Genomic DNA, 22,396 nt, shown 5'->3' on the forward strand with positions numbered 1-22,396 from the left:
TTTAGCCTTATCATCTAACCATCTGCTTGCCCTGTGGCTGTTTCTGGCCGTGCGGTGACTAGAATTGGGCAAATGACCGCGCTGATTCATGCTCACGGAAAAGACATCGCAATTTCTGCCTCGGGGCTAAGCCTGTACCCGCACGCATTGGCCGGGGCACTAGGTGATCGCGTCACTGAGATTCCCGTGGGCACGATTTCAAGCGTTACGATCTCCCGCCCCGCCACCAACTTCGATGCCGGTGAAGTAGAGATCGCTTACAACGACGGGACGTCTCACATCGTGTGCTTCCCCCCTCGCTATCTCAATGAGCAGCGCAGCCTCGTCGATCAAATGGAGGCGCTGCTGGGTGGGGACGCTCCTTCGCCGAGGCTGGTTCCTGGGCTGAGTTTCGTGGCACTAGACGTGGAGACCGCCAACGATGATTGGGGATCCATCTGCCAGATTGGTGTGGTTCGATTCCGTGATGGCGATATCGTCGATACCGCGGAATGGCTGTGCACGCCACCACCGGGGCTCGAGCGATTCGATGAGTTCAATGTCTCCATCCATGGGATCACGGCTGATCAGGTAAAAGACTCCCCCAGCTTCGCCGAGGTTTTACCGCAGGTCATGGCCTTTGTCGGAGAGCTCCCTGTGGTCGCGCACAACGCACAGTTTGATATGACCGCGCTTTTTCGAGCTACTCGCGCAGCCGGCATCGACACCCCGACTGTTGTGTTCGGCTGTTCGCTTGCTGCAGCCCGTGCCGCAAGTCTTCCGATTGACAATCACAAGCTTCCTACTGTCGCGCGTTTCTTGGAGATCTCCGAGTTTCAGCATCACGACGCGCTTGCCGACGCCAAGGCCTGCGGCCGCATTCTCGTTGAGCTTGCCCGCCGGGACGAAGTTACCGGCGAACTCGCCCACGTTTTCGAGCACTGGAAGCTCAATCTTGGCAAGCTGACTCCCAGCAAGGTCCACCCGGTCCTTCGGCTGCCCGTGTTTAGGGGACCTGCCCTCAATAACACGCCTAGAAAGAACGATGTCGAGGCTGTCGCCGCTTCCCAGCCAGATCCCACTTTGGATATCAATGTGGGAGGCCCCATCGCGATGGTGAGCTCAGATGATCAGGCTCAGCCGAAAAACCCTGTGCCTCCTAGGCGTTCAAGTGCCGGCCGGTGGGCGAAGGCCGCAGCACCTGATGAAATCCCCGAGACCAATACCGACGCCGACCCCGCCGATGCCCTTTTCGCGCAGACCGTGGTGCTCACCGGCGACTTCGCCCCCTTCGACAAGGGGCTCTTGTGGCGGGAGATGGCCAAGCGCGGTGCCATCATCGCCAAGGGCGTGACAAAGAAGACGACCATGCTGGTCATCGGCCCCTGGGATTCGGTCACGGGCAAGCAAAAGCGTGCCGAGGAACTGATCGCGAAGGGCCAACTGATCACATTGTGGTCGGCCAAGCAACTTTTCGATCACCTCGGCCTCGATGCACAGGAGGAACCACCGTTCTAGGCTCATGTTCCTTTCCTGTCCCCTTCATTGATGCCCGTTTTCGCTCCTTTCGTGTCACCTTTGGTTCGTTGGGAGATGCTTGCCGACGCGCATCGGTCCCACCAACTGCGCCCGCCTGTCTAAATCGCGGGCACGTATTTTCATCGTTTCCCACCTTGAACAGGTCTTTTCCTTCCAGCGGCGTTGTTATTCTTCCTCCTTGCCGCAGGAAGGGAACCAGCTGGTCGTTTCTTTCGTCTATTCGACTACAAGAATCAAGCTCGATGGCCCCACGGCTGTAACACCAACTGGCGCGAAGGAGACACCCATGGAAATCAACCCCACCCGCGATCAAGGCGAAGAAGTTTTCTTCCGCGGTACGCGACGGGATCACCGCAGGAATTCTAGCCCGCAGGCGTCGGGGATTTTCGGCGGCAAGAGCCCCTTCAGGCGGGATTTTGGGGAAGGATTCCGCACGGAAGGTGACTATGTTCAGATTCACCTCGATGATGAACCAATGATGCCGCATGATCACCGCAATCATATTCGGCTCCAGCTCAACCGCCAGGACTGGTTCCTACGCCCGCAATTGGGCGATGAGTCTTTTCCTGCCGCTCCTGCGGGGATGTCGCTTTCCCCAGCATTTGTGTGTAACTTCTTTCTCCATGATCACCTGTTAAGCAACCAGGAACTGTCATTCCTCGGACTTTCGGCTCACGCGGCGTGGGAACTTGCCGCCCGTAGGATGCTTGCGGAGATTCGGACCTCAGAGGGATATGGATTCCAGCATCGGCCTGCTTCCTTCTACACGCATCTCCGCACTCCCGGCCATCAACTCCGTTTCCCTTCCTCGGCCCCCTCTTCGTGGTTGGCGCATCCGCGCACCCTCACACTCTTAGATAGCCACTTCCAGCACGTTCTCGAATCACCGGTGATGTTCCTTTCGCCTGAACCTGGTTTGCTTTTTGCCATTCCCACTCATAGCCCGAGGGAACCGTGGGAGGAGTGGCTCAAACAAACCTACGGCCGGGATCAAGAATTCTGGCTCTTTCGCGCTCATGCCGGGTTCCCCAAGGGATTCTTGTTATTCGGTGGTGAGGGCAGGCCCACCGGAACCGATGAGCAGATTGTGGCGGAACGGGCACGCACTTTCGAGGCAGTTGCACAAGCCTAAGCGGTGGGCGGGCTCTCCAACGCCTAGAATGAGCTGGGTAAGCTACAGAAGGTCGGATCGTGCCATACGCTCGAAACCCGGTGCCACGGGCGCCTCCAGGACCTAGTAGCTGAAGGTCTCTGATTTTTTGCTGGCAGAGGCTGTCGTTACATAACCCACATAGCAGGAGGGGTGGCCTGGTGTCCGGACGCAATCTCGGGGAGCTTCACAATACCTACGCCCAGTTCGAGCGTGCCCATCCTCATGCGGCTGAGGAATTCAATTGGGCGATCGAGTCCGTCCTTTCTGATGCTGGCCTTACTTTCGACCGCGTAAGCGCGCGGATGAAACAATGGCGCTCCTTGAAGTCGAAGGCGACCAAGCGCAACGCCAAGGGGGAATACGTCTACGCCAACCCGTGGACAGACATCCACGACATTATCGGGGTTCGGATTACTACGTTTCATTCCACTGAAATCCCCGAAATCATCGAGGCTCTGCGTGATCAGTTCATCGTGCGGCGCTCTGTGGATAAGGCCGCCCAAACACGCATCGCCGGTGATTTTGGCTATGGATCCCACCACCTCATTTTGGAAGTCGACGACCGAGTCGATGAGCTGAATGCTTATAAAGGCTGGCAATTCGAGGTGCAAATCCGCACCGTTTTACAGCATGCATGGGCCGAATTCGAGCATGACATCCGTTACAAACGCTCCGGTCGCCCACTGGATCCGCGGGTCGATCGCGCCTTCACCTTGGCGGCCGGGCTCATCGAGCTGGCTGATCAACAGTTCGATCAAATCGCTGCCATTCAAGAACCCGAAGCCAGCCCTGCCAACGACGTGGAGCTTAACGCGAAGACGCTTCCAGGTATCATCGCGATGATTGTTGGTTCTCGGTTTCCGCAGTCGCGCATGGAAGACTATTCCTTCCTCGAGGAGCTGCTCGATGCCCACGGGATTACTACTGTTAGCCAGCTTCGTGAGTTGCTGCGCGGGGATTCGATCGACGAAGTGACCGCGAAGATGAAGTATCGCTTCAAGCCTGGTCAGATTCGCATCGTCGACGATCTCCTCCTGCAGCGATTTGGCGAGGAACATATTCGCCTCACCGCAGGTCTGGGTTCCCGCTCCGCTGCCCGTGAAGGCAAGCTGCGTCATCGCTTGGAGGCCCTTGGCGTCGGCAAGCAGTGAATGGCCGATCAAAGAAACCGCACGGGCACGGCGCGCGAAGGTCCGGTGCGCGCCTTCGCCTCGCTCCCAGGGCAGTTACGTGTGGGTACCTCCAAGCGCGCATCAGCGTGGTCTTCTTAAAATTCTCGCTTCATTAGGGTAAAAACTATAGGTGCAACCACTCGTCACAAGAGGACGTATCGGTATCTTGCGGGAGTTGTGGTTGACAACCACTTAAACGAGTCCTTGAGGAGAAATAATGCTGAGTTCGATCCAAGTCCCCACCCTGGCTGACTTCCCGCAGGTCGCAGACTTCCTACACGTGTGGGCGCTATACATTGCCGACAACCTGCGCCCGCTGGGAATCGACTTCCCTCCGGCTACGTGGGGACTGGGTCTGTAATTTCGACCGTTTTTCCTTTCTCCTGGTGGGTTTGACCTTGATTGAGCGCATAAGACGGGCTCGTTTTCATTGAACAGACACCGGAATATATTAGACCTGCTACGCATCTGGCGTAACAGGTCTTTTTTAGCGTCTGCCTTGGAGGCGGTCGATCTCTCGACGTTCCTTTTTCGTCGGCCGCCCAGCGCCACGGTCGCGGCGCGGCATCGACAACAGTATTTCCTTCGGCGGTGGTGGCGGTGAATGGTCGATGTAGCAGGTCGTCGCGATGGCGGCCCCCACCCTTTTGCGAATGGTGCGGGTGACCTCGACATCGATCTCGCGGTGATCGGCCCACACCCGTACCCTGTCGCCGGGGACTACCGTCTGTGAGGGCTTGACCGGCTTGCCGTTGAGCTTGACATGCCCTGCCTTGCACGCCTCGCCTGCGAGGGAGCGAGTCTTTAATAGTCGCACCGCCCATACCCACGCATCGATGCGCACCGGCTTCGTGTCATCGATGCCTTGAATGCCACCTGTGCTAGGGGAAGGTCGAGCCGAGGATGTGGTCATGGAAGTTGATAATCTCGTGGTTGGCAGTGGGCTTAATAATCTTTGTGATTGACGATCTTTTGGACCTTGTTCCAGTTCGTCCAGCCACCGACGACGGCGACGATCAGGCCGATAATCAGGTAGCCGATGCCACCGGTGAGGCCCCAGAGGGCGACACCGCCGATAACGCCCACTCCCACAGAGACTGCGGCATTGCGGGAATAGCGGCGTACGTCGGCCTTGCGTTGAGCGATTGGGTTATTCGGGCGTGGCTGCATAGTCATGCTAAGTGATTCTATTCCACCCAATCGATCCCGGCATCAATCACCCGGGCGCCGCCGGAGGTCAGCGCGGCGAGGGTTGCCTCCAGCTCCGGCCGGGTACCGGGCACAACCGCAATTGTGTAGGTAACCCGGGCGCCGTAGTCGACGTCGCGAATGAAATAGCCGCGTCCACGAATCTCTGCCTCCAACCGGCCTGCGTCGGCGTGAGCGAAGGAAACCTGGACGAGCTCTCGTCGGGAGCGGGTCACGGATGCGACCTGTTCTAGCCCCTGGGCAACCGAGTCCGAGTAGGCGTGCACGAGCCCGCCCGCGCCGAGCTTGATTCCCCCGAAGTAGCGCACCGTCACCGCCACCACGTCGAGCAACCCGGAGCCGCGCAGCACGTCGAGCATGGGAGTGCCTGCCGTGCCGGAGGGCTCCCCGTCGTCGCTGGAGCGCTCGATGGGGTTGGCTTCCTCGACGTGGATGATAAAGGCGCTGCAATGGTGGCGGGCGTCGGGGTAGCGCTTTTTCAGCTCACCGATAAACTGCCGCGCCTGGGCTTCGTCCTCGGCGCGCTTGATGAAGGTCAGGAACTTCGAGCGCTTGATCTCGATCTCGTTGAAGAATTCAACGCCCTGTTTCGGGCGACAGTAGCTTTCCTCCACTGTGGATACCTAGCAGTGCCCGCTTTAGTTGCGCACCAGGTAGCTGTATTCGACCGAATCTGGCTCGAGGCGGCGGCACTCGATGCGGGAGGCGTCCATGCGCTCCAGCAGTCCCGGCAGGTCCTTGGCGTTGCCCAGCTGCAGGCCCACCAAGGCCGTGCCGGTCTCGCGGTTGTTGCGCTTGAGATACTCGAACAAGGTGACGTCGTCGTCGGGGCCCAAGATCTCGTTGAGGAAGGTGCGCAGCTGGCCAGGCTCCTGCGGGAAGTTGACCAGGAAGTAGTGCTTGAGTCCTCGGTGGACCAGGGAGCGCTCCATGATCTCCGCGTAGCGCAGCACATCGTTGTTGCCGCCGGAGATGATACACACGACCACAGAGCCGGGGCTGAGCTTGAGCTCCTTGAGCCCCGCGACCGACAAGGCTCCAGCAGGTTCAGCGATAATGCCCTCGTTTTGATAAAGGTCGAGCATCTCGGTGCACACGGCACCCTCGCTGACCGTCATGGCGTGCAGTCGACCCTTGTTGGCCTCGATGATCTCGAAGTTGAGATCGCCGATGCGCTTGACAGCCGCGCCGTCGACGAAGGAGTCGACCGACGAAAGGGTGACCGGCTCGTTAGCCTCCAGCGCAGCCTTCATCGACGGTGCTCCCAGTGGCTCCACACCGACAACGGCGGTGCGTGGGGACATGTCGGCGAAGTAGCAGAGGTTGCCCGACAACAACCCGCCGCCACCGACCGGGATGACGATGGTGTCGAGCGACTTGCCTAGGCTGGTCAGCTGGGTGAGGATCTCAGCGGCCACGGTGCCCTGGCCGATGATGGTGTCGCGGTTGTCGAAGGGCTCGATCATCGTCGCGCCGGTGCTTGCCGCATACTCGCGGGCGGCTGTGGCCGCCTCATCGAAGTTCGCGCCGGTGACCACGAGCTCGACCCACTGCCCGCCGTGGACCTTGATGCGGTCGCGCTTTTGCTTCGGGGTCGCCGAGGGTACGTAGATACGCCCCTTAATGCCCATCGAGCGGCAGGCAAATGCCACGCCCTGGGCGTGATTGCCGGCTGAGGCGGCGACGATACCTGCGGCGCGCTGATCGTCGGAAAGCTGGGAGATGGCGTTGACCGCGCCGCGGATCTTATAGGAGCGCACCGACTGCAGATCCTCGCGCTTGAGGTATACCTCCGCACCTGTGACCTCGGATAGGCGCGGGCAATACTGGAGCGGAGTCGGAGCAATGTACGCAGAAATTCGGGCCTGAGCGACCTGAATGTCAGAGGCATGGATGGTGCCTGCTTGTGACTTCTCTGACGATGCATTGCTTTCAGTACTCATGGAAGGAAATCTTAGTCACTTACTCCCTTTCGCGTGCCCTTGGGGGCGGGTTTGAGCATGTGGCATGCGCTTGCCGACGCCCTGCGGTTTCGACACCTCCTTCCCGGCCTTAGGCGTTACTACGCGCGGTGCAAATACCGCAGCTAGGGGCTCGACAAACCACTGGAGGATTGGCTTGAAAGCCTGATTCTTCTGCCAAGACGATTAGCACCTTATTCGCGAGGCTTGGCGGCAGTGGACGAACGCATAGACCCAAAGCCGCGCGCATATCCCTGTCGATTGTTAGGCCGTAGGCGTCGTAAAGCAAGCAGTGCATTCATGCTTGCCGACGCCTACGGCTCTTGGGCACGGACCTAGCCGAGAATGCCCGGCCCCATCGTCGCCTTGAGATCGCCCATCAGCGATGCCGAGCGGTTGACCCGCAGGTGCTCGCCTAAGATCATGACGGTGGACTCGTCGCCGTTGACGAGGTTGAGGTAGACGTCCGACTCGCCGGAATTGGCCACGAGGACCTGCTTAAGCTTGGCGATGTTGTTCATCGTGCACTGCTCGGTGCGCAGAGTCAGGCGCAGAGGCAGTCCGGAGCCGTTGCCGGGCCCTAGGTCGGGGATCTTGAGATCGTCGCAGAACAGTGACATGCGATCGTCGCGGATGGAAACGTGGGCCTTGGCAAGGATGATATTGTCCTCGACAATCTGGGAGCCGACGATCGCGTAGACCTTGTTAAATACGAGCAGGTCCACGGAGGCTCCGTGGTGGTCTTCGATGGTCACGATCGCCCAGGGGGAGCCATCCTTTTTGGAGAAGCGGCGATCCACGCCGGAAATGATACCACCGATCTGGACCTCGGTTCCATTCTTCAGATCACCAGCCAGAATGGAGGTCAGCTCCGTGTCGGTCTGGGCGTCGAGGGCCTCCTCGAAACCATCGAGCGGGTGTCCGGAGACGTAGAGGCCGAGCATCTCCCGCTCGAGGGCCAGCTGATGCTTGCGGTCCCAATTATCCTCGGGCACGGTCACGGCGAACACATTGTCCACGCCAGCATCGTCGCCACCGAGGCCGGCGAAGAGGTCAAACTGTCCCTTGTCGGCGGCCTTTTTCGTGGAGATGACCGAGTCCACCGCATCCTCGTGAATCATCATCAGGCCCTTACGCGGATGCCCGAGCGAATCAAAGGCCCCAGCCTTGATCAGCGACTCGGTCACGCGCTTATTGCAGGCCACCGTGTCGATCTTGTCGAGATAGTCCGAGAAGTCCTTGAACAGGCCCTTTTCCTCGCGCGCCTTGACAATGGAGGCGACCACGTCCTCGCCGACGTTGCGCACTGCGCCTAGGCCGAAGCGGATGTCCTGGCCAACCGGGAGGAAGTTCAAGGCCGACTCGTTGACATCCGGGGACAACACGGAGATGCCCAGGTGGCGGCAGTCGGAAAGGTAGATAGCGGACTTGTCCTTGCGGTCAGCCACCGAGGTCAGAAGGGCTGCCATGTACTCGGCGGTGTAGTTAGCCTTGAGGTAGGCGGTCCAATAAGACACCAGGCCGTAGCCTGCCGCGTGGGACTTGTTGAATGCGTAGGACGCGAAAGGCTCGATGGTGCCCCACAGCGCGTCCATGGCGTCCTTGCTAAAGCCGTTGGATTGCATGCCCGCCCAGAACTTCTCGTATTGGGCGGCGAGCACCTCCGGCTTCTTCTTACCCATCGCCTTTCGGAAGCCGTCTGCCTCACCGGCGGTGTAGTTGGCTACCTTGCGCGAGATCTCCATGATCTGCTCCTGGTAGACGATCAAACCGTAGGTTTCATCCAGGATCTGCTTCAGCGGCTCCTCCAGCTCCGGGTGAATCGGCTCGATCGGTTTGCGGCCGTTTTTGCGATCCGCGTAATCCCAGTGGGCGTTCACACCCATCGGACCTGGGCGGTACAGCGCGAGCGAGGCCACGATGTCGTTGAAGCCAGTGGGCTGCATGCGCTTGAGCAGCTCCTGCATGCCACCGGAGTCGAGCTGGAAGATGCCCAGGGTATCGCCCCGCGACAGCAGCTCGTAAACCTTGGGGTCGGTGGTCGCCAGGGCCTCCAGGTGGACTTCTTCCCCGCGGTTAATTTTGATGTTTTCCAGCGCATCACCGATGACGGTGAGGTTTCGCAGCCCCAGGAAGTCCATCTTCAGTAGGCCAATGGCCTCGCACGCAGGGTAAGGCCAGCCGGTGATCAGGGCGCCGTCGTTGGCGCGCTTCCACATGGGGATGTGGTCCATGAGCGGCACGGAGGCCATGATCACGGCACAGGCGTGCACGCCCGCCTGACGCACCACGCCTTCGAGGCCGCGGGCGGTGTCGTAGATCTTCTTGACATCCGGGTCGGTTTCGATGAGGCTGCGCACCTCACCGGCCTCGCCATAGCGCGGATGCTCGGGGTCCATGATGCCAGAAAGCGGGATGTCCTTGGCCATGATCGCCGGTGGCAGTGCCTTCGTGATGCGGTCGGCGATCTGGTATCCGGGTTGGCCATACTGCACGCGGGCGGAGTCCTTGATGGCCTGCTTAGTCTTCACCGTACCGAAGGTGATCACCTGGGCGATCTTGTCCTCGCCCCAGCGCTCGGAGGCGTAGCGGATCATCTCGGAGCGGCGGCGATCGTCGAAGTCGATATCGATATCCGGCGCGGACGGACGCTCGGGATTCAAGAATCGCTCGAACAGCAGACCATGCTCGATGGGGTCGATATTGGTAATCGTCAACGCGTACGCCACAAGTGCGCCCGCGGCCGAGCCACGGCCCGGCCCCACACGGATACCAATGCTGCGGGCGTGCTTGATGAGCTCGGCGACGATGAGGAAGTAGGAAGGATAACCCTTCATGTCGATGACGCTAATCTCATATTCCGCGCGCTCGATATAGTCCTGCGGCACCTCCTTGCCCGGGAAGCGGTCCTGGAGCCCGCGCATGACCTCTTCGCGCAGCCACGTGGTCGGGGTGTGGCCTTCCGGCACGTCGGCGATCGGCATGCGGTCGTGCGGGTGTTCTTCCCACAGGGTGTCGTAGTCCTGCACGCGTTCGGCGATCCACAGGGTGTTGTCACACGCGTCGGGCACGAGGTGGTCCCAGATCTCGCGCATCTGCTCGGCGGACTTGATGTAGTAGCCGGAGCCATCGAACTTGAATCGGTCCGGGTCCGAGAGCGTCTTGCCGGTCTGCACGCACAGCATGGCCTCGTGTGCCTGCGCCTGGGATTCCAGGACGTAGTGGCAGTCGTTGGTCACTAGAGGAGGAAGGTTGAGCTTGCGTCCGATCTCGAGCAGCTCGGTGCGCACGCGGTTTTCGATCTCGAGGCCGTGGTCCATCAGTTCGAGGAAGTAATTGTCCTTGCCGTAGATGTCTTGCCACATGGCGGCCGCCTCCAGCGCCTGGTCGAATTGGCCTAGGCGCAGCCTGGTTTGCACGTCACCCGAGGGACAGCCGGTGGTGGCGATGATGCCGGTGGCGTGCTCGGCGATCAGCTCCGCATCCATGCGCGGCCACTTGCCCAACTGCCCCTCGTAGGAGGCCAGCGAGGAGAGTTTGAACAGGTTGTGCAGGCCCTCGGCGGTCTCAGCCAGCATCGTCTGGTGCAGGTAGGCGCCGGAGGCCGAGACGTCATCGGCCTTCTGGTGCGGCTCACCCCAGCGCACGCGCTGCTTGTTGAAGCGGGAATCCGGCGCGAGGTAAGCCTCGATGCCGATAATCGGCTTGACCCCCGCTTTCTTCATCGCGCGGTAAAAAGCGTCAGACCCGAACATGTTGCCATGGTCGGTCATGCCCACGGCCGGCATCCCTTGCCGAGAGACCTCTTCGGCGAGCATATCCACCTTCGCCATGCCATCGAGCATGGAGTACTCCGTGTGGTTGTGTAGGTGTACGAAGGAGGATTTTTTTGCCATGCCCAAGATCATAGAGGAAGCGTCAAACTCACACCGTTGGCCATGGCGTCCTGCCAGCTCACCCACATTTTCCACTATTGCCCACCGTTGTCACTTACGAAGCGGCGGGTGCCCACATCAACGTTTTCAGCGCGTGAGGTTTTCGCTTTCCGACGATGACCTGCGCAGTGCATATTTATTCACAACCTGAGGCACACAGGTTTCTACCATTTTCCCGCGACCACCGGTTTTGCACTGAATCGAGATAGGTAATGCTTGCCAACCATTTTCAGGCGTTATCATGTTTCGGTGACGTACGGAATCTTGGCCTATCTCCTATGGGGACTCTTCCCCGCTTATTTCCCGCTCCTCATACCGACAGCACCGGTGGAGATCATCGCCCACCGCCTCGTGTGGACGGGCGTATTTATGGCGATTGTCATGACTGTCACCAAGCAGTGGGGCCACCTGCGTCGGGCTAATGCGAAAACGTGGGCGCGGGTCACGGTGGCATCGGTTCTCATCGCAGCCAACTGGCTAATCTACGTCATCGCGGTCAACTCGGGACACGTGGCCGACGCCGCCCTAGGCTATTTCATCAATCCCTTAGTCAGCGTGATGCTCGGCGTGGTATTCCTGCACGAACGGCTGCGTAAGTTGCAGACCGCCTCGGTCATCATCGCGACCATCGCGGTTCTCGTCTTGACCATCGTTGGTGGGCACCCGCCCATTATGGGACTGGGTTTGGCTTTTTCTTTTGGCCTGTACGGACTGGTGAAAAAGGGACTCGACCTGCCAGCCACGGCCTCGCTGGCAGGCGAGACCCTCGTTTTGCTTCCCGTGGCCTTGGGTTACATCATCTACCTAGAGGTCCAAGGCACCGGCACGTTTACCTCGGAGGGCCCGGGGCACGCGGCGCTGCTTATCTCCGCCGGCTTGGTAACAGCAGTCCCGCTGCTGTTTTTCGGCATGGCCACAAAGCTCATCCCACTGTCAACCATCGGCATGCTCCAGTACATGACTCCAACCATCCAGATGTTGTGGGCCGTGTTTGTGAAAGATGAACACCTCGAGCCGATCCGGTGGATCGGCTTCATCATCATCTGGATTTCGGTTGTCGTCTACCTTTACGACATGCTCAAACACACTTGGTCCACCCGTCGCCGCATCGACGTCGATCCCGAATAACGCACCGCTCCCCAGCGCGTGCACAACGGTGTCTCTGGAGCGGATACCTCCGCTTGGGCTACCACCATTGCAAGTCTAAGCAATAGATGTCTTCCGGATCCGCGTCGGTGTTGGCCATCAACACCAGCCTGGCGAAATGCCGGTGACGGGAGGGAAAGCATCGCCGTAACCGGACGGTACCGGTCCGAGACCATCTTCCGGTGGACATAGCTGGTTCTCATTGTTGGAATGTCGACTGTGTCCCCTTCGCGTTATGGCCGGAACCACTGGTGCGGAAAACTAGAATCGTGTCATTGTGACGAAGGCCCCTTCTTCAAGATGTCAGAGGTGCGCATGTTGGCGGAAAAGACTTCCATATAAGTCAGATCTGCCAGCCCACGACGACCATCTGAAACTAAGTAAGGCATGGCCGTCTTCCGCTGTGGCCAGGAGCTACCGACGACAAGTCACCTGAATCGTAGTGCGCAATCTGCAAAGGCAACCATTTCGTAAATGCGCCCTTCCAGTTGGCGATTCATGTCTGGGATTCGTCTACATTTCCGTGTCTCTTTTGGCCTTCATACACACTGGCCAGTCACTGCCTGTAGCTCCAATACAAAGGGGTCGCTCCTGCTATTTGCATTTCTCACGCAACGACGGGCCGGATGCCCAGCCGCCCCCACGCAGCGCCCGCAGGCGCCACCTCGACGCTGAGTACCCCTTCGATCTCAGCAATGGCACGCAAGTCACGACTATCGGAATACACCACGACGCCAGCCACAGCAGCGTTTACCTGATTGTTTTCGGCCTGCTGGGCGAGTACCTGTGCGCGGGTCGCACTTCCTACTGGTTCGGGTAGCGGATAAGGCGTGAACCCCACCGGCACCGCAGCACTGACGCGGGTGGCGGTGAATCCATCAGCATCGATGACCGTGCCCACCTCGTCTAGGGATAGGGGTGCGCTGAAGGTCACCAATGCCCACCGGGTGCCTTCTGCCTGCTGAAGGGTCTCATCGGCACGCGCCGTGTAAGCGGACAACGCCTCGCCTGCTTCCATGCCGAGGCTATCGCCATTGATATTCATCGGCTTGGACACAAAATCTTTAGTGCCTAGGTAGGCAACCGCAGCGATGAGGGTCACGATAGCAAGCAGGGCGACAACGAGGCGTCCGCGATCGACCCCGTCCAAGGACCGCAACCACGTAGCCTTCTCGGGAGCTTCCCCATCGGCGAGCCGAAGCTGTCTACTCACGTGAGTGTGCCTTTCACGGTTGATCTATCTCCTGGGAGTTACTCCGCGCGCAAGACGTCGAGCGCATGCTGGAGGTCGGCCGGATACGGGGAGGTGATCTCCATCCACCGCCCATCGGCGGGATGCTGGAAGCCCAAGGACACCGCGTGCAGCCACTGACGGATGAGCCCAAGGCGCTCGGACAGCGTCGGATCCGATCCGTACATGGGATCCCCACAGCACGGGTGGTGTACGGCCGACATGTGCACGCGGATTTGGTGGGTACGCCCAGTTTCTAGGTGGACTTCCAGCAAGGAGGCCTCAGCGAAGGCCTCGAGGGTCTCGTAGTGGGTTACGGCGTGCTTGCCTTCGCTGGTCACCGCGAACTTCCATCCGGAGGAGGGGTGTCGCCCGATGGGTGCTTCAATGGTGCCTTGCAGGGGGTCCATGTGTCCTTGCACGAGCGCATGGTAGGTCTTTGTCACCGTGCGCTCCTTAAAGGCGCGCTTGAGCACGCTATAACCGCGTTCGCTTGCGGCCACCACCATGACGCCACTGGTGCCCACGTCGAGGCGTTGCACGATTCCTTTGCGCTCGGGCGGTCCAGATGTGGAAATCCTAAAGCCCGCTGCCGCAAGCCCCCCGATGACGGTCGGGCCCTCCCAGCCGACAGTCGGGTGGGCGGCGACACCTACTGGCTTATCGACAGCGATGACGTCGTCATCGGCGTAGAGGATCTCCATGCCCTCGACCGGTTCTTCTTTGGGCAGCAGAGGCTCCTGTGGTGCGGGCAAGGTCACGTCTAACCAGGCGTTGGCCACAAGGCGATCGGACTTGCCCACCGTACGGCCGTCGACAAGCACATCGCCGCCCGTTGCCAGCTCGGCCGCAACGGTGCGGGAAATGCCGAACAATTTGGACAAGGCGGCGTCGACACGCATGCCCTCCAAACCTTCAGGGACGATGAGGTTCTTATTCTCACGCATGCGCACCCTCCTGACCCGACTGCGTTTGTGCTGGGGCTGAATCGGCGCTGCGCCGCTGCGACTGCGCCCGCTGGCGTTCGTCGATAAACACACCGATGAGGAAGACCACTACGCCACAGGAAATCGCGGCGTCGGCGATATTAAACACGGCGAAGTTGCCCACTGAAATGAAGTCAACCACGTGTCCGAAATAAAAACCTGGTTCCCTCAGCAGACGATCGATGAGGTTGCCGGCGGCACCTCCTGCTACCAAGGCAAGACCCACCGCCGACCAGGCATCGGCCACCTTGCGGGAATACACCGCAATGCCAATGACAAAGGCGAGCTGGATGGTGGTAAAGACCCAGGTCGAGCCCTCCCCCATGGAAAAGGCCGCGCCAGAATTAAACAGCAACCGCAAACGGAACCAGTCACCGATGAGGAAGATGGGTCCGTCGGAAAGAAGATGCAGCATCCACGTCTTCACCGCCTGATCAAGCGCAGCGACAAAAACGGCAATAAACGCCATGATGCCTACAAAACTTCTTGACTTTCTCCCATCGAGTTGATTCACATCGCCCATTTTCCCAAAATTTGTGCCCATTACCCAAATGATTACTCACAGTTAGGCCAATTGAGAGAACAAAACGCGCAAGCATGAGCCTTTCTCACAGCCGCCTCGCCCGCCTATTTGCCATTGGCGGATAACTCTTTCCCTACTCAGAATGTCCCCCAGGTCTTAGCCCGAAGCCAACCATCTCGCACAACAGCAACAGCTCGTTCTCGGTATGCCCCAAGCCGCATATGTAGGGCCGCCGCGTGCCCTTGTTCCACCCCGCCTATCCAGCAATGTCATTCATGGGCGCCGCTGGGTTGCTGTGTAGGGTGTGAAGGGTGACTGATGCCGCTACTAAGCCCGCAAAGATTCGCCTCGTCGCGCTGGCTGCCGCCACCGCGTTGGCCGCGACAGGTCTTGTCGCCTGTTCGAGTGATTCCTCCGACTCCAGCTCCGATACCCAGGTCGAACAAGCCATGGGCGCAACCGTTGATGCACCCCGTGTTGTGGTGGTCGACCCCGGGACAAACCCCCAGGTTCTTTCCTACAAGGACCTCGGCGAAGAAAACGCAGATGAGGATGCTTCCCCACAGGAGATAACGCTTGCGCTCGCGGATGGTTTCACCCAGCAGATCGTGGCCGCCGATCAGGTCGATGTCCAAGCACCGGCCGGCGGCACGGTAACTACACTGACAGCACCGGTGAAGGTAGAAAGCGTCAAGGCACAAGCGGATTCCGCCACGGGCGCGACGCGCTCGGTTTCTATTACGGTCAATGATCCAAAGATCGACAATCTGGACCAGGCAGACGATGTGTCTTCTGCTTCAGGTTTCCGCGTGGGGTGGTTCGCCCAGGATTCCGGCCAGGTAACCTCGGTCAATTATGCCGCCCCGACGCAGGCCACGGACACCGGTCGTGCGCTCGTAGAAGGCTACTTTACCTCGCTGGTACCCCAGGCTGTCGTCTTCCCCACCGACCCGGTGGGTGTCGGCGGGACATGGACGGTGGACGTGAGAGTCGCAAGCGATACTACGATGCTGCGGACCACTACCTACACCGTCACCGCTATCGACGGCGACAAGGTTTCCTTGAACGTCGATGTTGCACAGCGACCCGTCCTCGGCGCAATTTCCGCCGAGCTTTCCGACGGGACCCACACCCTCAACGTGCTTAATTCCAACACCACGACCCAAGGGGCGATCGTGGTCGATCTCAACCAGCCGCTGCCGGTATCAGGCCAAGTCGCGTTCACAACCCGCGTAATCTACGGTGAGGACACGACCCAGACCCGGGTGGTCCAAGACACCACCACCGCCGTTACTTTCGGCGAGGCCAGCTAAGCACGCCGCACCCCACACCTTAAAGCCGAGTTCTCATCGGATAGCGCGGTGTCAAAAGTAGGATGCAGTCCTGCTGTATTGTGCTTGACGACGCCTACAGGCTCACTCTTGGTCACACTCGCCTTAACGCTTGCGATCCAATTTCGCCGGGGTACAAAAAACTCACCTCCCACACCGCCGCATGCCAAGCACGCAGAACTGTGTGGGAGGTTGGTGTATGTGAAAAGGTTTTAGCCTACTGGGCCGGCGCCTGCTCCACTGCGGCATCGGCGGGTGCTTCCGCCGGAGCCTCCGCAGGTACCTCAGCCGGAACCTCGGCTGCTGGGGGTTCGGCGGCCGCATCCGCGGCAGGGGTGCCGTCACTGCACATGGCCGGAACCTGCTCCGAGGCAACGGTGTTGGTGACCAAGGTGCACGCCCACGACTGGGAGAGCTTCCAGGTGCCGTCCTCGTAGACGAATTCCACGTTTTCGGCCGGCTGCGGCTCTTTGTCGGGGAGGATAAAGTTCACGGTTGCCAGCACCGAATCCGGGGTGTACCCCGGAAGAATCGGCTGCACTACCTGGAACTGCGCGCCGGATTCGATCTTGGAAGCCGTCATGGTATCAAACAGCTCCGGGGCGGCTTGACCACCTTGGACGGTGTTAATTTTCTGCTCGATGGTGGCATTCGGATCGGTTGCGATAGCCAGAATAGCGTTGAGATCATCAACGGTAGGCGTCGGCGCAAGCGCCTGTGAGGTGGCTTGCGATGTGGAAGCGGACGAAGCAGCAGCGCTCGTGGAGCTGCTGGCGCCCTCGTCGCTCGAGCAGGCCGAAATCGACAACACGGCGGTGGCAGCGATACCGGCCACGGCGATCTTTGAAAGCTTCACAGGGTTCTCCTTGATCATTTTGCGCTTCAGGCCTTCGTGTAAACCCCAAGCAATTTACCTGCCCACAGGCCAAAAGGAAAGTTGAATATCTTTCTTTAGCATTCGCTGCGGCCAAGAATTCGCCGCGGAAACGGGCAGTGACATCACCTAGCACGCAGTCCCATAGGTCATAATCCTGTCACGCATGTTATCGCGTTTGCTTTCTTCGCCCGAGGCAAACACCCCGAAATTACAACGCGTTTTGCTCATGTCCTAAGTCCTGGCGCCGCTGGCCGGGTTCGCTCGTTGACAGCCGTGGAATTGTCGATATGCCCACGCAAATCTGAGCGCCACAATAACACTGGGCTTCGGGTGCCTCTTCTCCTATTGTTTATGTGGCTTGCTTCACCGCCTAGATTCGAAACCCTTATCTATCCACTGCACTGCAACGCAAGTCCGGCAACAAAAGGCCAGCCAGACGCTTGTGTTCAGCCGCCAGGTGAGAGCCTCTTCTGGCCCACCCATTTCAAAAGTCCCCTATAATTGTGGATTCCTTGAGACACGGCCACTCTCGCTGCAACTTATCGACCTGCATGTCCACGTTCGGCTGCGGGTGGTGAAAAAAGGGGCAGCTTGTGGCATGCGCTGGCGCCGGTATGGCATTGTTTTACCCATGACGCACACCTCTGAGACCGGTAAGAAAGTTGTTGTTTTAACCACCGGCGGCACCATCTCGTGTACCGCTGATGCCAACGGAGCTTTGGTGCCCACCGTTTCCGGGCAGGAGCTGATCGCGCCGGTCGCCGAGCGTTTCGAGGGCGCACTCGACATTGAGGTCCGCGAGATCGACCTGTTGGATTCTTCCTCCATGACCTTTGCCGATATCGACCGCATCGCGGAGGCCGCATTCGCCGCCTTGGAGGATCCAGAGGTCGTGGGGGTGGTAATCACGCATGGTACCGATTCCATGGAGGAAACCGCGGTCGCGCTGGACACCTTCCACGTCGACGATCGCCCCATCGTGCTCACCGGCGCACAAAAGCCACACGGCCACCCCGAGGCCGACGGTCCCAACAACCTTTTCGAGGCCGTCATGATCGCCTCCGACACCTCCGCCCGCGGTATCGGCGTGTTGGTCGTCTTCGGTCATGCCGTCATTCCGGCGCGCGGCTGCGTCAAGTGGCACACCAGCGATGACCTCGCCTTTGCCACCAACGGCCCCGAGGAGCCGCTGCGCGCCGACCCGGTGAAGTATCGGCCACTGGCAGGCACCCGCATCGATATCATTCCCGGCTACCCCGGCGCTCCCGCAACCTTCGTCGACGCGGCGATCGAGGCCGGCACGCAGGGGCTCGTCGTCGAGGGCATGGGCGCGGGCAACGTGGGCAGCGAGCTCGGCGCCGCGCTCGGTCGCGCGCTCGACTCCGGAATCCCGGTGGTCATGAGCACCCGCGTTCCCCGCGGCGAGGTCGCGGGCGTCTACGGCGGCGCGGGCGGAGGCGCCACGCTGGCGGCCAAGGGCGCGATCGGCTCGACCTACTTCCGCGCCGGTCAGGCCCGCGTCTTGCTCGCCATCGCCGTGGCCACGGGCGTGCACCCGGCCACGCTGTTCTAGGGTCTATCCCACGCTTGCGCCTCCTCGGAGGCGCTTTTTGCTTCTCGACGCCTACGGCACCTCACCCGCATCCTCCTCTTCCCGCCTGTCCTTGACCGCGTCGACGAGGGCCGAGGTCCCCCAGTCAAGGCTCGCCAGCGGGTCCGCGGGATTAATCTTCGGGTCGTCCGCGGCGAACGTGCGCACGAGGGAGTCCTGCGGCCTGGTCGTGCGGGTCTCAAACCGGACGGTCACCTTCCCGTGTCCCAGCCCCTGGATCCAGCCGTGCCCGAACTCTGGATGGGAGACGTCCTGGGTTTGCCAGAAAGCGGAGCTATCCTCGACGGATGCCTCCTCGTGCGGCTGGGGTTCTTCCACGATGGAGGAACGCACGCCGGATTCGTAGTCGGTGTCGGCGACCGGGCGCCTGATCTGGTGGTCGAGCTCGGGGAACAGCACGTCCTGGCGGGCATCGTCGAGCCCGGAGTAGCTCACGCCGACCAGCCGGATGGGGCCCACCTCATCCGGGTAGCGCGCCAGCGAGAGCGCGGTGGCGCAAAGGGTCTCCGCGTCGTTGGTCGCGTACGGCAGCGTCATCGAGCGGGTCTCGGCGTGCATGTCGGCCATGCGCAGCTTGAGGGTGACGGTCCGCGCCCCTCGGCCGTCGTGAAGCAAGCGCTTCATGGCGCCTTCTGCCGCGCGCCTGATCGCCTGGTCCACCTCGGCGACGGTGCGCAGGTCCTCGGGGTAGGTGTGCTCGGCGCTGATCTGCTTGGCGATCGCTCGGGGTGCCACCGGTTTCGTGTCGATCCCCTGCGCGATGAGCCACAAAGAGCGCCCGATGGCGCTTCCAAAAGAGATAGATAGCTCCTTCTCACTGAGCCGGGCGAGATCGCCGATCGTCTCCACCCCCAGCTGCTTGAGCTTGGCGTGCGTCACCGGACCCACGCCCCACAGCTTGTTCACCCCCAGCGGGTGCAGCAGCTGCTCGTGCTTATCGGCGGGGATGACGAAGGTCCCGTCGGGCTTGGCTAGTCCCGAGCCGATCTTGGCGAACTGCCTGCCCGACCCCGCCCCCACCGAGCTGGGCAAGCCGGTTTCGTCGAGGATGCGCCCGCGCAGGCGATTGGCGAAGTCGGTCACCTCCTTCGCACCCGCACCCACGAGCTCCGGTGGTTCGAGGAAACCCTCGTCGACGGAGATCTTCTCCACCACGGGGCTGAACTCCTGGAGGATGGAAAACACCCTGCGCGAGGCCGCCTGGTACACCGCAAAGCGCGGCTGGACCACCACGCCCCGGAAGCCGATGAGGGTTTTTGCCTGGTACATGGGCATCGCCGAGTGCGCGCCGAGCGCCCGAGCCTCATAGGATGCACCAGCCACAACCGAGCGCCCGCCGAGCCCGCCAACCACGACGGGCCGTCCCCGCAGCGTCGGCCGCGTGAGCTGCTCACACGACGCGAAGAACGCGTCCATGTCGATGTGAAGAACCCAGCGCTGCATGCATTCAAGGTTAAGGCATGCACGCTTTTCGCTTGTCGACGGCTACGCTTGCACGTCCGAAAGCTCCTGTGCCGCCCGCTGGCGGGAGCGAGCGGTGGCGAACCACCCGAGGACGAAGGCCGGGACGAACAGGCACACGGCTGTAATCGTGGTGAACGTGCCGTTGGGGTAGTCCATGGTCATGAGCACCAGCACCCCCGCCATGAACGCGAGCACCACGAGGTCGGCTGCTGCCCCGCCCGGCGCCCGGTAACTATGCCTGTGCACCGTGCCGCGCTTCGCCGCACGCAGGTAGCCCAGGTGGGAGAGTGAAATCATCGCCCACATGCATAAGATGGCGATGGCGCCCAGGTTGAGGACGATCTCGAAGGCGTGGCCGGGCACGACGTAGTTGAGCACGACGCCCAGCACGAAGCAGGCGGTGGTCAGCCAGATGCCGCCGGTGGGCACGCCCTGGGCCGACATGCGCCCTAGGAACCGCGGGGCGGAGCCGCCCACGGCCAGCGGCTTGAGGATTCGCGCCGTGGCGTACAGCCCCGCGTTGACCGAGGAGAGCGCAGCGGTGAGCACGACGAGGTTCATGATGTCGGCCGCGCCCAGCACGCCGAGAGCGTTGAGGAAGGTGACAAACGGGCTCTCGTCGCCGGAATATGCGGCCGCGGGCAGCACCAGCGCCAGCAGGAACACTGAGCCAACGTAGAAGAACACGATGCGCCACACGGTGGTGTTGATGGCCCGGGGGATCTCCCGCTCCGGGTTCGCGGTCTCCCCCGCCGTCACGCCGATCATGTCGATGCCCGCGTAGGCGAAAACCACGCCCTGGGTCATGACGATGAGCGGCAGCACCCCGTTGGGGAACCAGCCACCGCCCTCGGTGAGCGTCGAAAACCCCGGGGTGTGCCCCTGCACCGGATCACCCATGACAATGACGATGAGGGCGATGATCATGAACACAATGATCGCCGCGACCTTGATGAAGGCAAACCAGAACTCCGCCTCGCCGAACAAACGCACGCCGAACAGGTTGACGCCCACGACGACAAGCAGCGCCGCGGCCACCAGCACCCACTGGGGAACCGACTGGAACACGCTCCAAAAGCGCAGATACACCGCGATGGCCGTGAGCTCCGCGATGCCGACGGTCACCCACGCCACGAAGTAGATCCACCCAGCGAAGAAGGCGGCCTTCTCCCCCAGGAACTCCCGGCTATACGAGGTAAACGACCCCGACGTCGGGCGGTGGACCACCATCTCACCCAGCGAGCGCAGCATGAGGTAGCCGATGAGCCCGCACACGGCGTAGACGATCGCGAGCCCCGGCCCACCCGCGTGCAGACGCCCACCCGCGCCAAGGAATAGGCCCGTGCCGAGCGCACCGCCCAGGGCGATCATCTGGATGTGCCGGTGTTTTAGGTCCTTGCGGTAGCCGGCGACCTCGCGTTCGTGGAGGGCGCCATGGGTGTGAAGGGTTGGGGTCTCGCTCATGAAGCCCAGCTTAGACAGCTCGGTCTAGCAGTTTGAAATCCGTGGTCACTTTTATTCATGGCGAGTGACCCGAGACCAGTCTGGCTTTCTCCCCAGCCCGGCTGGGCACATGAACGAATCAGTGCTGGGACCCATTCAATGCTGCCGGTTTATGGGCTCCATCCCGATAAGTTGGCGGTTAACTAGCCGATAAATTGGCGGTTAGGATTCAAAAGCAGAGGTCATGACCTTGGGGGCCGAAACCCGGGCATGCTTTTATCTCATGGCGCAGGTTCACGGGAGCTATTTGAGCAGCTTCTGGAATCGTTGGTCACGTTGACCGTGCGCGCAGCCGGGCAGGCTGCTGAGGCAAAAGCTTCTCATTTGCATATGCAAAGCGGAACTCAAGAAGTCGATCTGATTCTTGAACGTTACGACGGAAAGTCGTGGCTTTGGAGGTGAAGCCTACCCCTACAAACAAGAACGCCTGAAACCTCCATTGGTTGGGCGATCAAGTAGGTCCGTGCCTCGCAGACAAAGTCGTGATCACCACAGGTACCCACGCCTATCGACGCCCTGGCGGCGTCGCCGTTGTCCCCGCGCGTTGCTTGGCTAGCAAACGAATCGACAGACGACCGCCATTGACCAGTTCTGAGTCGAGTGGATCGAGACTACCGCTGTTGCCTCAGCCAAGTCCGGCTGACTCGAATAGCCCTCAGCGTCTAGAGTGCGCTGCCCCAATCCAGCTCATGAAAATTAGCTCTCGGAAGTGGAGCAATGTCCGTAACCCACTCGAGATGAAGATACGGGAGCGTAGCTTGGAGTTGCCGCCTGG

At 60.7% G+C, this 22,396-nt stretch carries 18 protein-coding genes; 7 read left to right on the plus strand and 11 right to left on the minus strand.

Translation table 11 applies throughout. The features are described 5' to 3' along the window. The first annotated feature begins 72 nt into the window (after positions 1-72). The 4 genes from PAB09_RS08695 to PAB09_RS08710 all read left to right on the plus strand — a co-directional run bounded on the left by PAB09_RS08695 (position 73) and on the right by PAB09_RS08710 (position 4,204). Positions 73-1,497 carry an exonuclease domain-containing protein gene (locus tag PAB09_RS08695; RefSeq protein WP_271033290.1) on the plus strand — a complete coding sequence of 475 codons (1,425 nt, stop codon included), beginning with the start codon at positions 73-75 and terminating at the stop codon, positions 1,495-1,497. A 307-nt stretch (positions 1,498-1,804) separates the two neighbouring features. Continuing rightward, positions 1,805-2,650, plus strand: coding sequence for a hypothetical protein (locus PAB09_RS08700; RefSeq protein ID WP_271033291.1), 846 nt, complete (start codon positions 1,805-1,807; stop codon positions 2,648-2,650). 179 nt (positions 2,651-2,829) lie between these two features. Next, a complete protein-coding gene (locus PAB09_RS08705) occupies positions 2,830-3,822 on the plus strand; it encodes a GTP pyrophosphokinase (RefSeq protein ID WP_271033292.1) in 993 nt (330 codons plus the stop codon). 238 nt (positions 3,823-4,060) lie between these two features. Continuing rightward, complete coding sequence (locus PAB09_RS08710) at positions 4,061-4,204, plus strand: hypothetical protein (protein ID WP_271033293.1); 144 nt, start codon at positions 4,061-4,063, stop codon at positions 4,202-4,204. Between the two features lie 126 nt (positions 4,205-4,330). On the opposite strand, the gene PAB09_RS08715 is transcribed toward PAB09_RS08710, so the two are convergent. The 5 genes from PAB09_RS08715 to dnaE form a co-directional block, all read right to left on the minus strand. Continuing rightward, a complete protein-coding gene (locus PAB09_RS08715; RefSeq protein WP_442873661.1) occupies positions 4,331-4,756 on the minus strand; it encodes an RNA-binding S4 domain-containing protein in 426 nt (141 codons plus the stop codon). 32 nt (positions 4,757-4,788) lie between these two features. Further along, on the minus strand, positions 4,789-5,019 hold the full coding sequence (locus PAB09_RS08720; RefSeq protein WP_271033294.1) for a hypothetical protein: 231 nt from the start codon (positions 5,017-5,019) through the stop codon (positions 4,789-4,791). A gap of 11 nt (positions 5,020-5,030) precedes the next feature. Further along, entirely contained in the window at positions 5,031-5,666 is a 636-nt protein-coding gene (locus PAB09_RS08725) for a YigZ family protein (RefSeq protein WP_271033295.1), read from the minus strand. Positions 5,667-5,690: 24 nt separating this feature from the next. Next, positions 5,691-6,995, minus strand: a complete 1,305-nt coding sequence (gene ilvA, locus PAB09_RS08730; RefSeq protein WP_271033296.1) for a threonine ammonia-lyase IlvA — start codon at positions 6,993-6,995, stop codon at positions 5,691-5,693. Between the two features lie 353 nt (positions 6,996-7,348). Further along, the gene (gene dnaE / locus PAB09_RS08735) at positions 7,349-10,909 is read right to left on the minus strand and encodes a DNA polymerase III subunit alpha (protein ID WP_271033297.1); all 3,561 of its coding nucleotides are present in this window, start codon (positions 10,907-10,909) and stop codon (positions 7,349-7,351) included. Between the two features lie 288 nt (positions 10,910-11,197). Between dnaE and rarD the strand changes: the two genes are divergently transcribed. Beyond that, a complete protein-coding gene (gene rarD, locus PAB09_RS08740) occupies positions 11,198-12,076 on the plus strand; it encodes an EamA family transporter RarD (protein ID WP_271033298.1) in 879 nt (292 codons plus the stop codon). Between the two features lie 625 nt (positions 12,077-12,701). On the opposite strand, the gene PAB09_RS08745 is transcribed toward rarD, so the two are convergent. From PAB09_RS08745 to lspA, 3 genes are read right to left on the minus strand one after another with little or no spacing between them, the layout of a single operon-like run. Continuing rightward, on the minus strand, positions 12,702-13,307 hold the full coding sequence (locus PAB09_RS08745) for a hypothetical protein (RefSeq protein WP_271033299.1): 606 nt from the start codon (positions 13,305-13,307) through the stop codon (positions 12,702-12,704). Between the two features lie 38 nt (positions 13,308-13,345). After that, the gene (locus tag PAB09_RS08750; RefSeq protein ID WP_271033300.1) at positions 13,346-14,272 is read right to left on the minus strand and encodes an RluA family pseudouridine synthase; all 927 of its coding nucleotides are present in this window, start codon (positions 14,270-14,272) and stop codon (positions 13,346-13,348) included. Then, a complete protein-coding gene (lspA, locus tag PAB09_RS08755) occupies positions 14,265-14,780 on the minus strand; it encodes a signal peptidase II (protein ID WP_271033301.1) in 516 nt (171 codons plus the stop codon). The genes PAB09_RS08750 and lspA overlap by 8 nt, the downstream gene beginning before the upstream one ends. A gap of 365 nt (positions 14,781-15,145) precedes the next feature. On the opposite strand from lspA, the gene PAB09_RS08760 reads away from it, so the two are divergent. Further along, complete coding sequence (locus PAB09_RS08760) at positions 15,146-16,147, plus strand: DUF6263 family protein (protein ID WP_271033302.1); 1,002 nt, start codon at positions 15,146-15,148, stop codon at positions 16,145-16,147. A gap of 235 nt (positions 16,148-16,382) precedes the next feature. Here PAB09_RS08760 and PAB09_RS08765 read toward each other — a convergent pair whose 3' ends face one another. Further along, the gene (locus PAB09_RS08765; protein WP_271033303.1) at positions 16,383-17,021 is read right to left on the minus strand and encodes a hypothetical protein; all 639 of its coding nucleotides are present in this window, start codon (positions 17,019-17,021) and stop codon (positions 16,383-16,385) included. Between the two features lie 652 nt (positions 17,022-17,673). On the opposite strand from PAB09_RS08765, the gene PAB09_RS08770 reads away from it, so the two are divergent. Then, positions 17,674-18,615 carry an asparaginase gene (locus PAB09_RS08770; protein WP_271033304.1) on the plus strand — a complete coding sequence of 314 codons (942 nt, stop codon included), beginning with the start codon at positions 17,674-17,676 and terminating at the stop codon, positions 18,613-18,615. Positions 18,616-18,666: 51 nt separating this feature from the next. Here PAB09_RS08770 and PAB09_RS08775 read toward each other — a convergent pair whose 3' ends face one another. Further along, positions 18,667-20,097: a DNA polymerase IV gene (locus PAB09_RS08775; RefSeq protein ID WP_271033305.1), complete on the minus strand. Its 1,431-nt coding sequence runs from the start codon at positions 20,095-20,097 to the stop codon at positions 18,667-18,669. Between the two features lie 42 nt (positions 20,098-20,139). Further along, complete coding sequence (locus tag PAB09_RS08780) at positions 20,140-21,582, minus strand: amino acid permease (protein ID WP_271033306.1); 1,443 nt, start codon at positions 21,580-21,582, stop codon at positions 20,140-20,142. Positions 21,583-22,396 lie beyond the last annotated feature (814 nt).

It is taken from the genome of Corynebacterium sp. SCR221107 (assembly GCF_027886475.1).
Taxonomy (GTDB): domain Bacteria; phylum Actinomycetota; class Actinomycetes; order Mycobacteriales; family Mycobacteriaceae; genus Corynebacterium.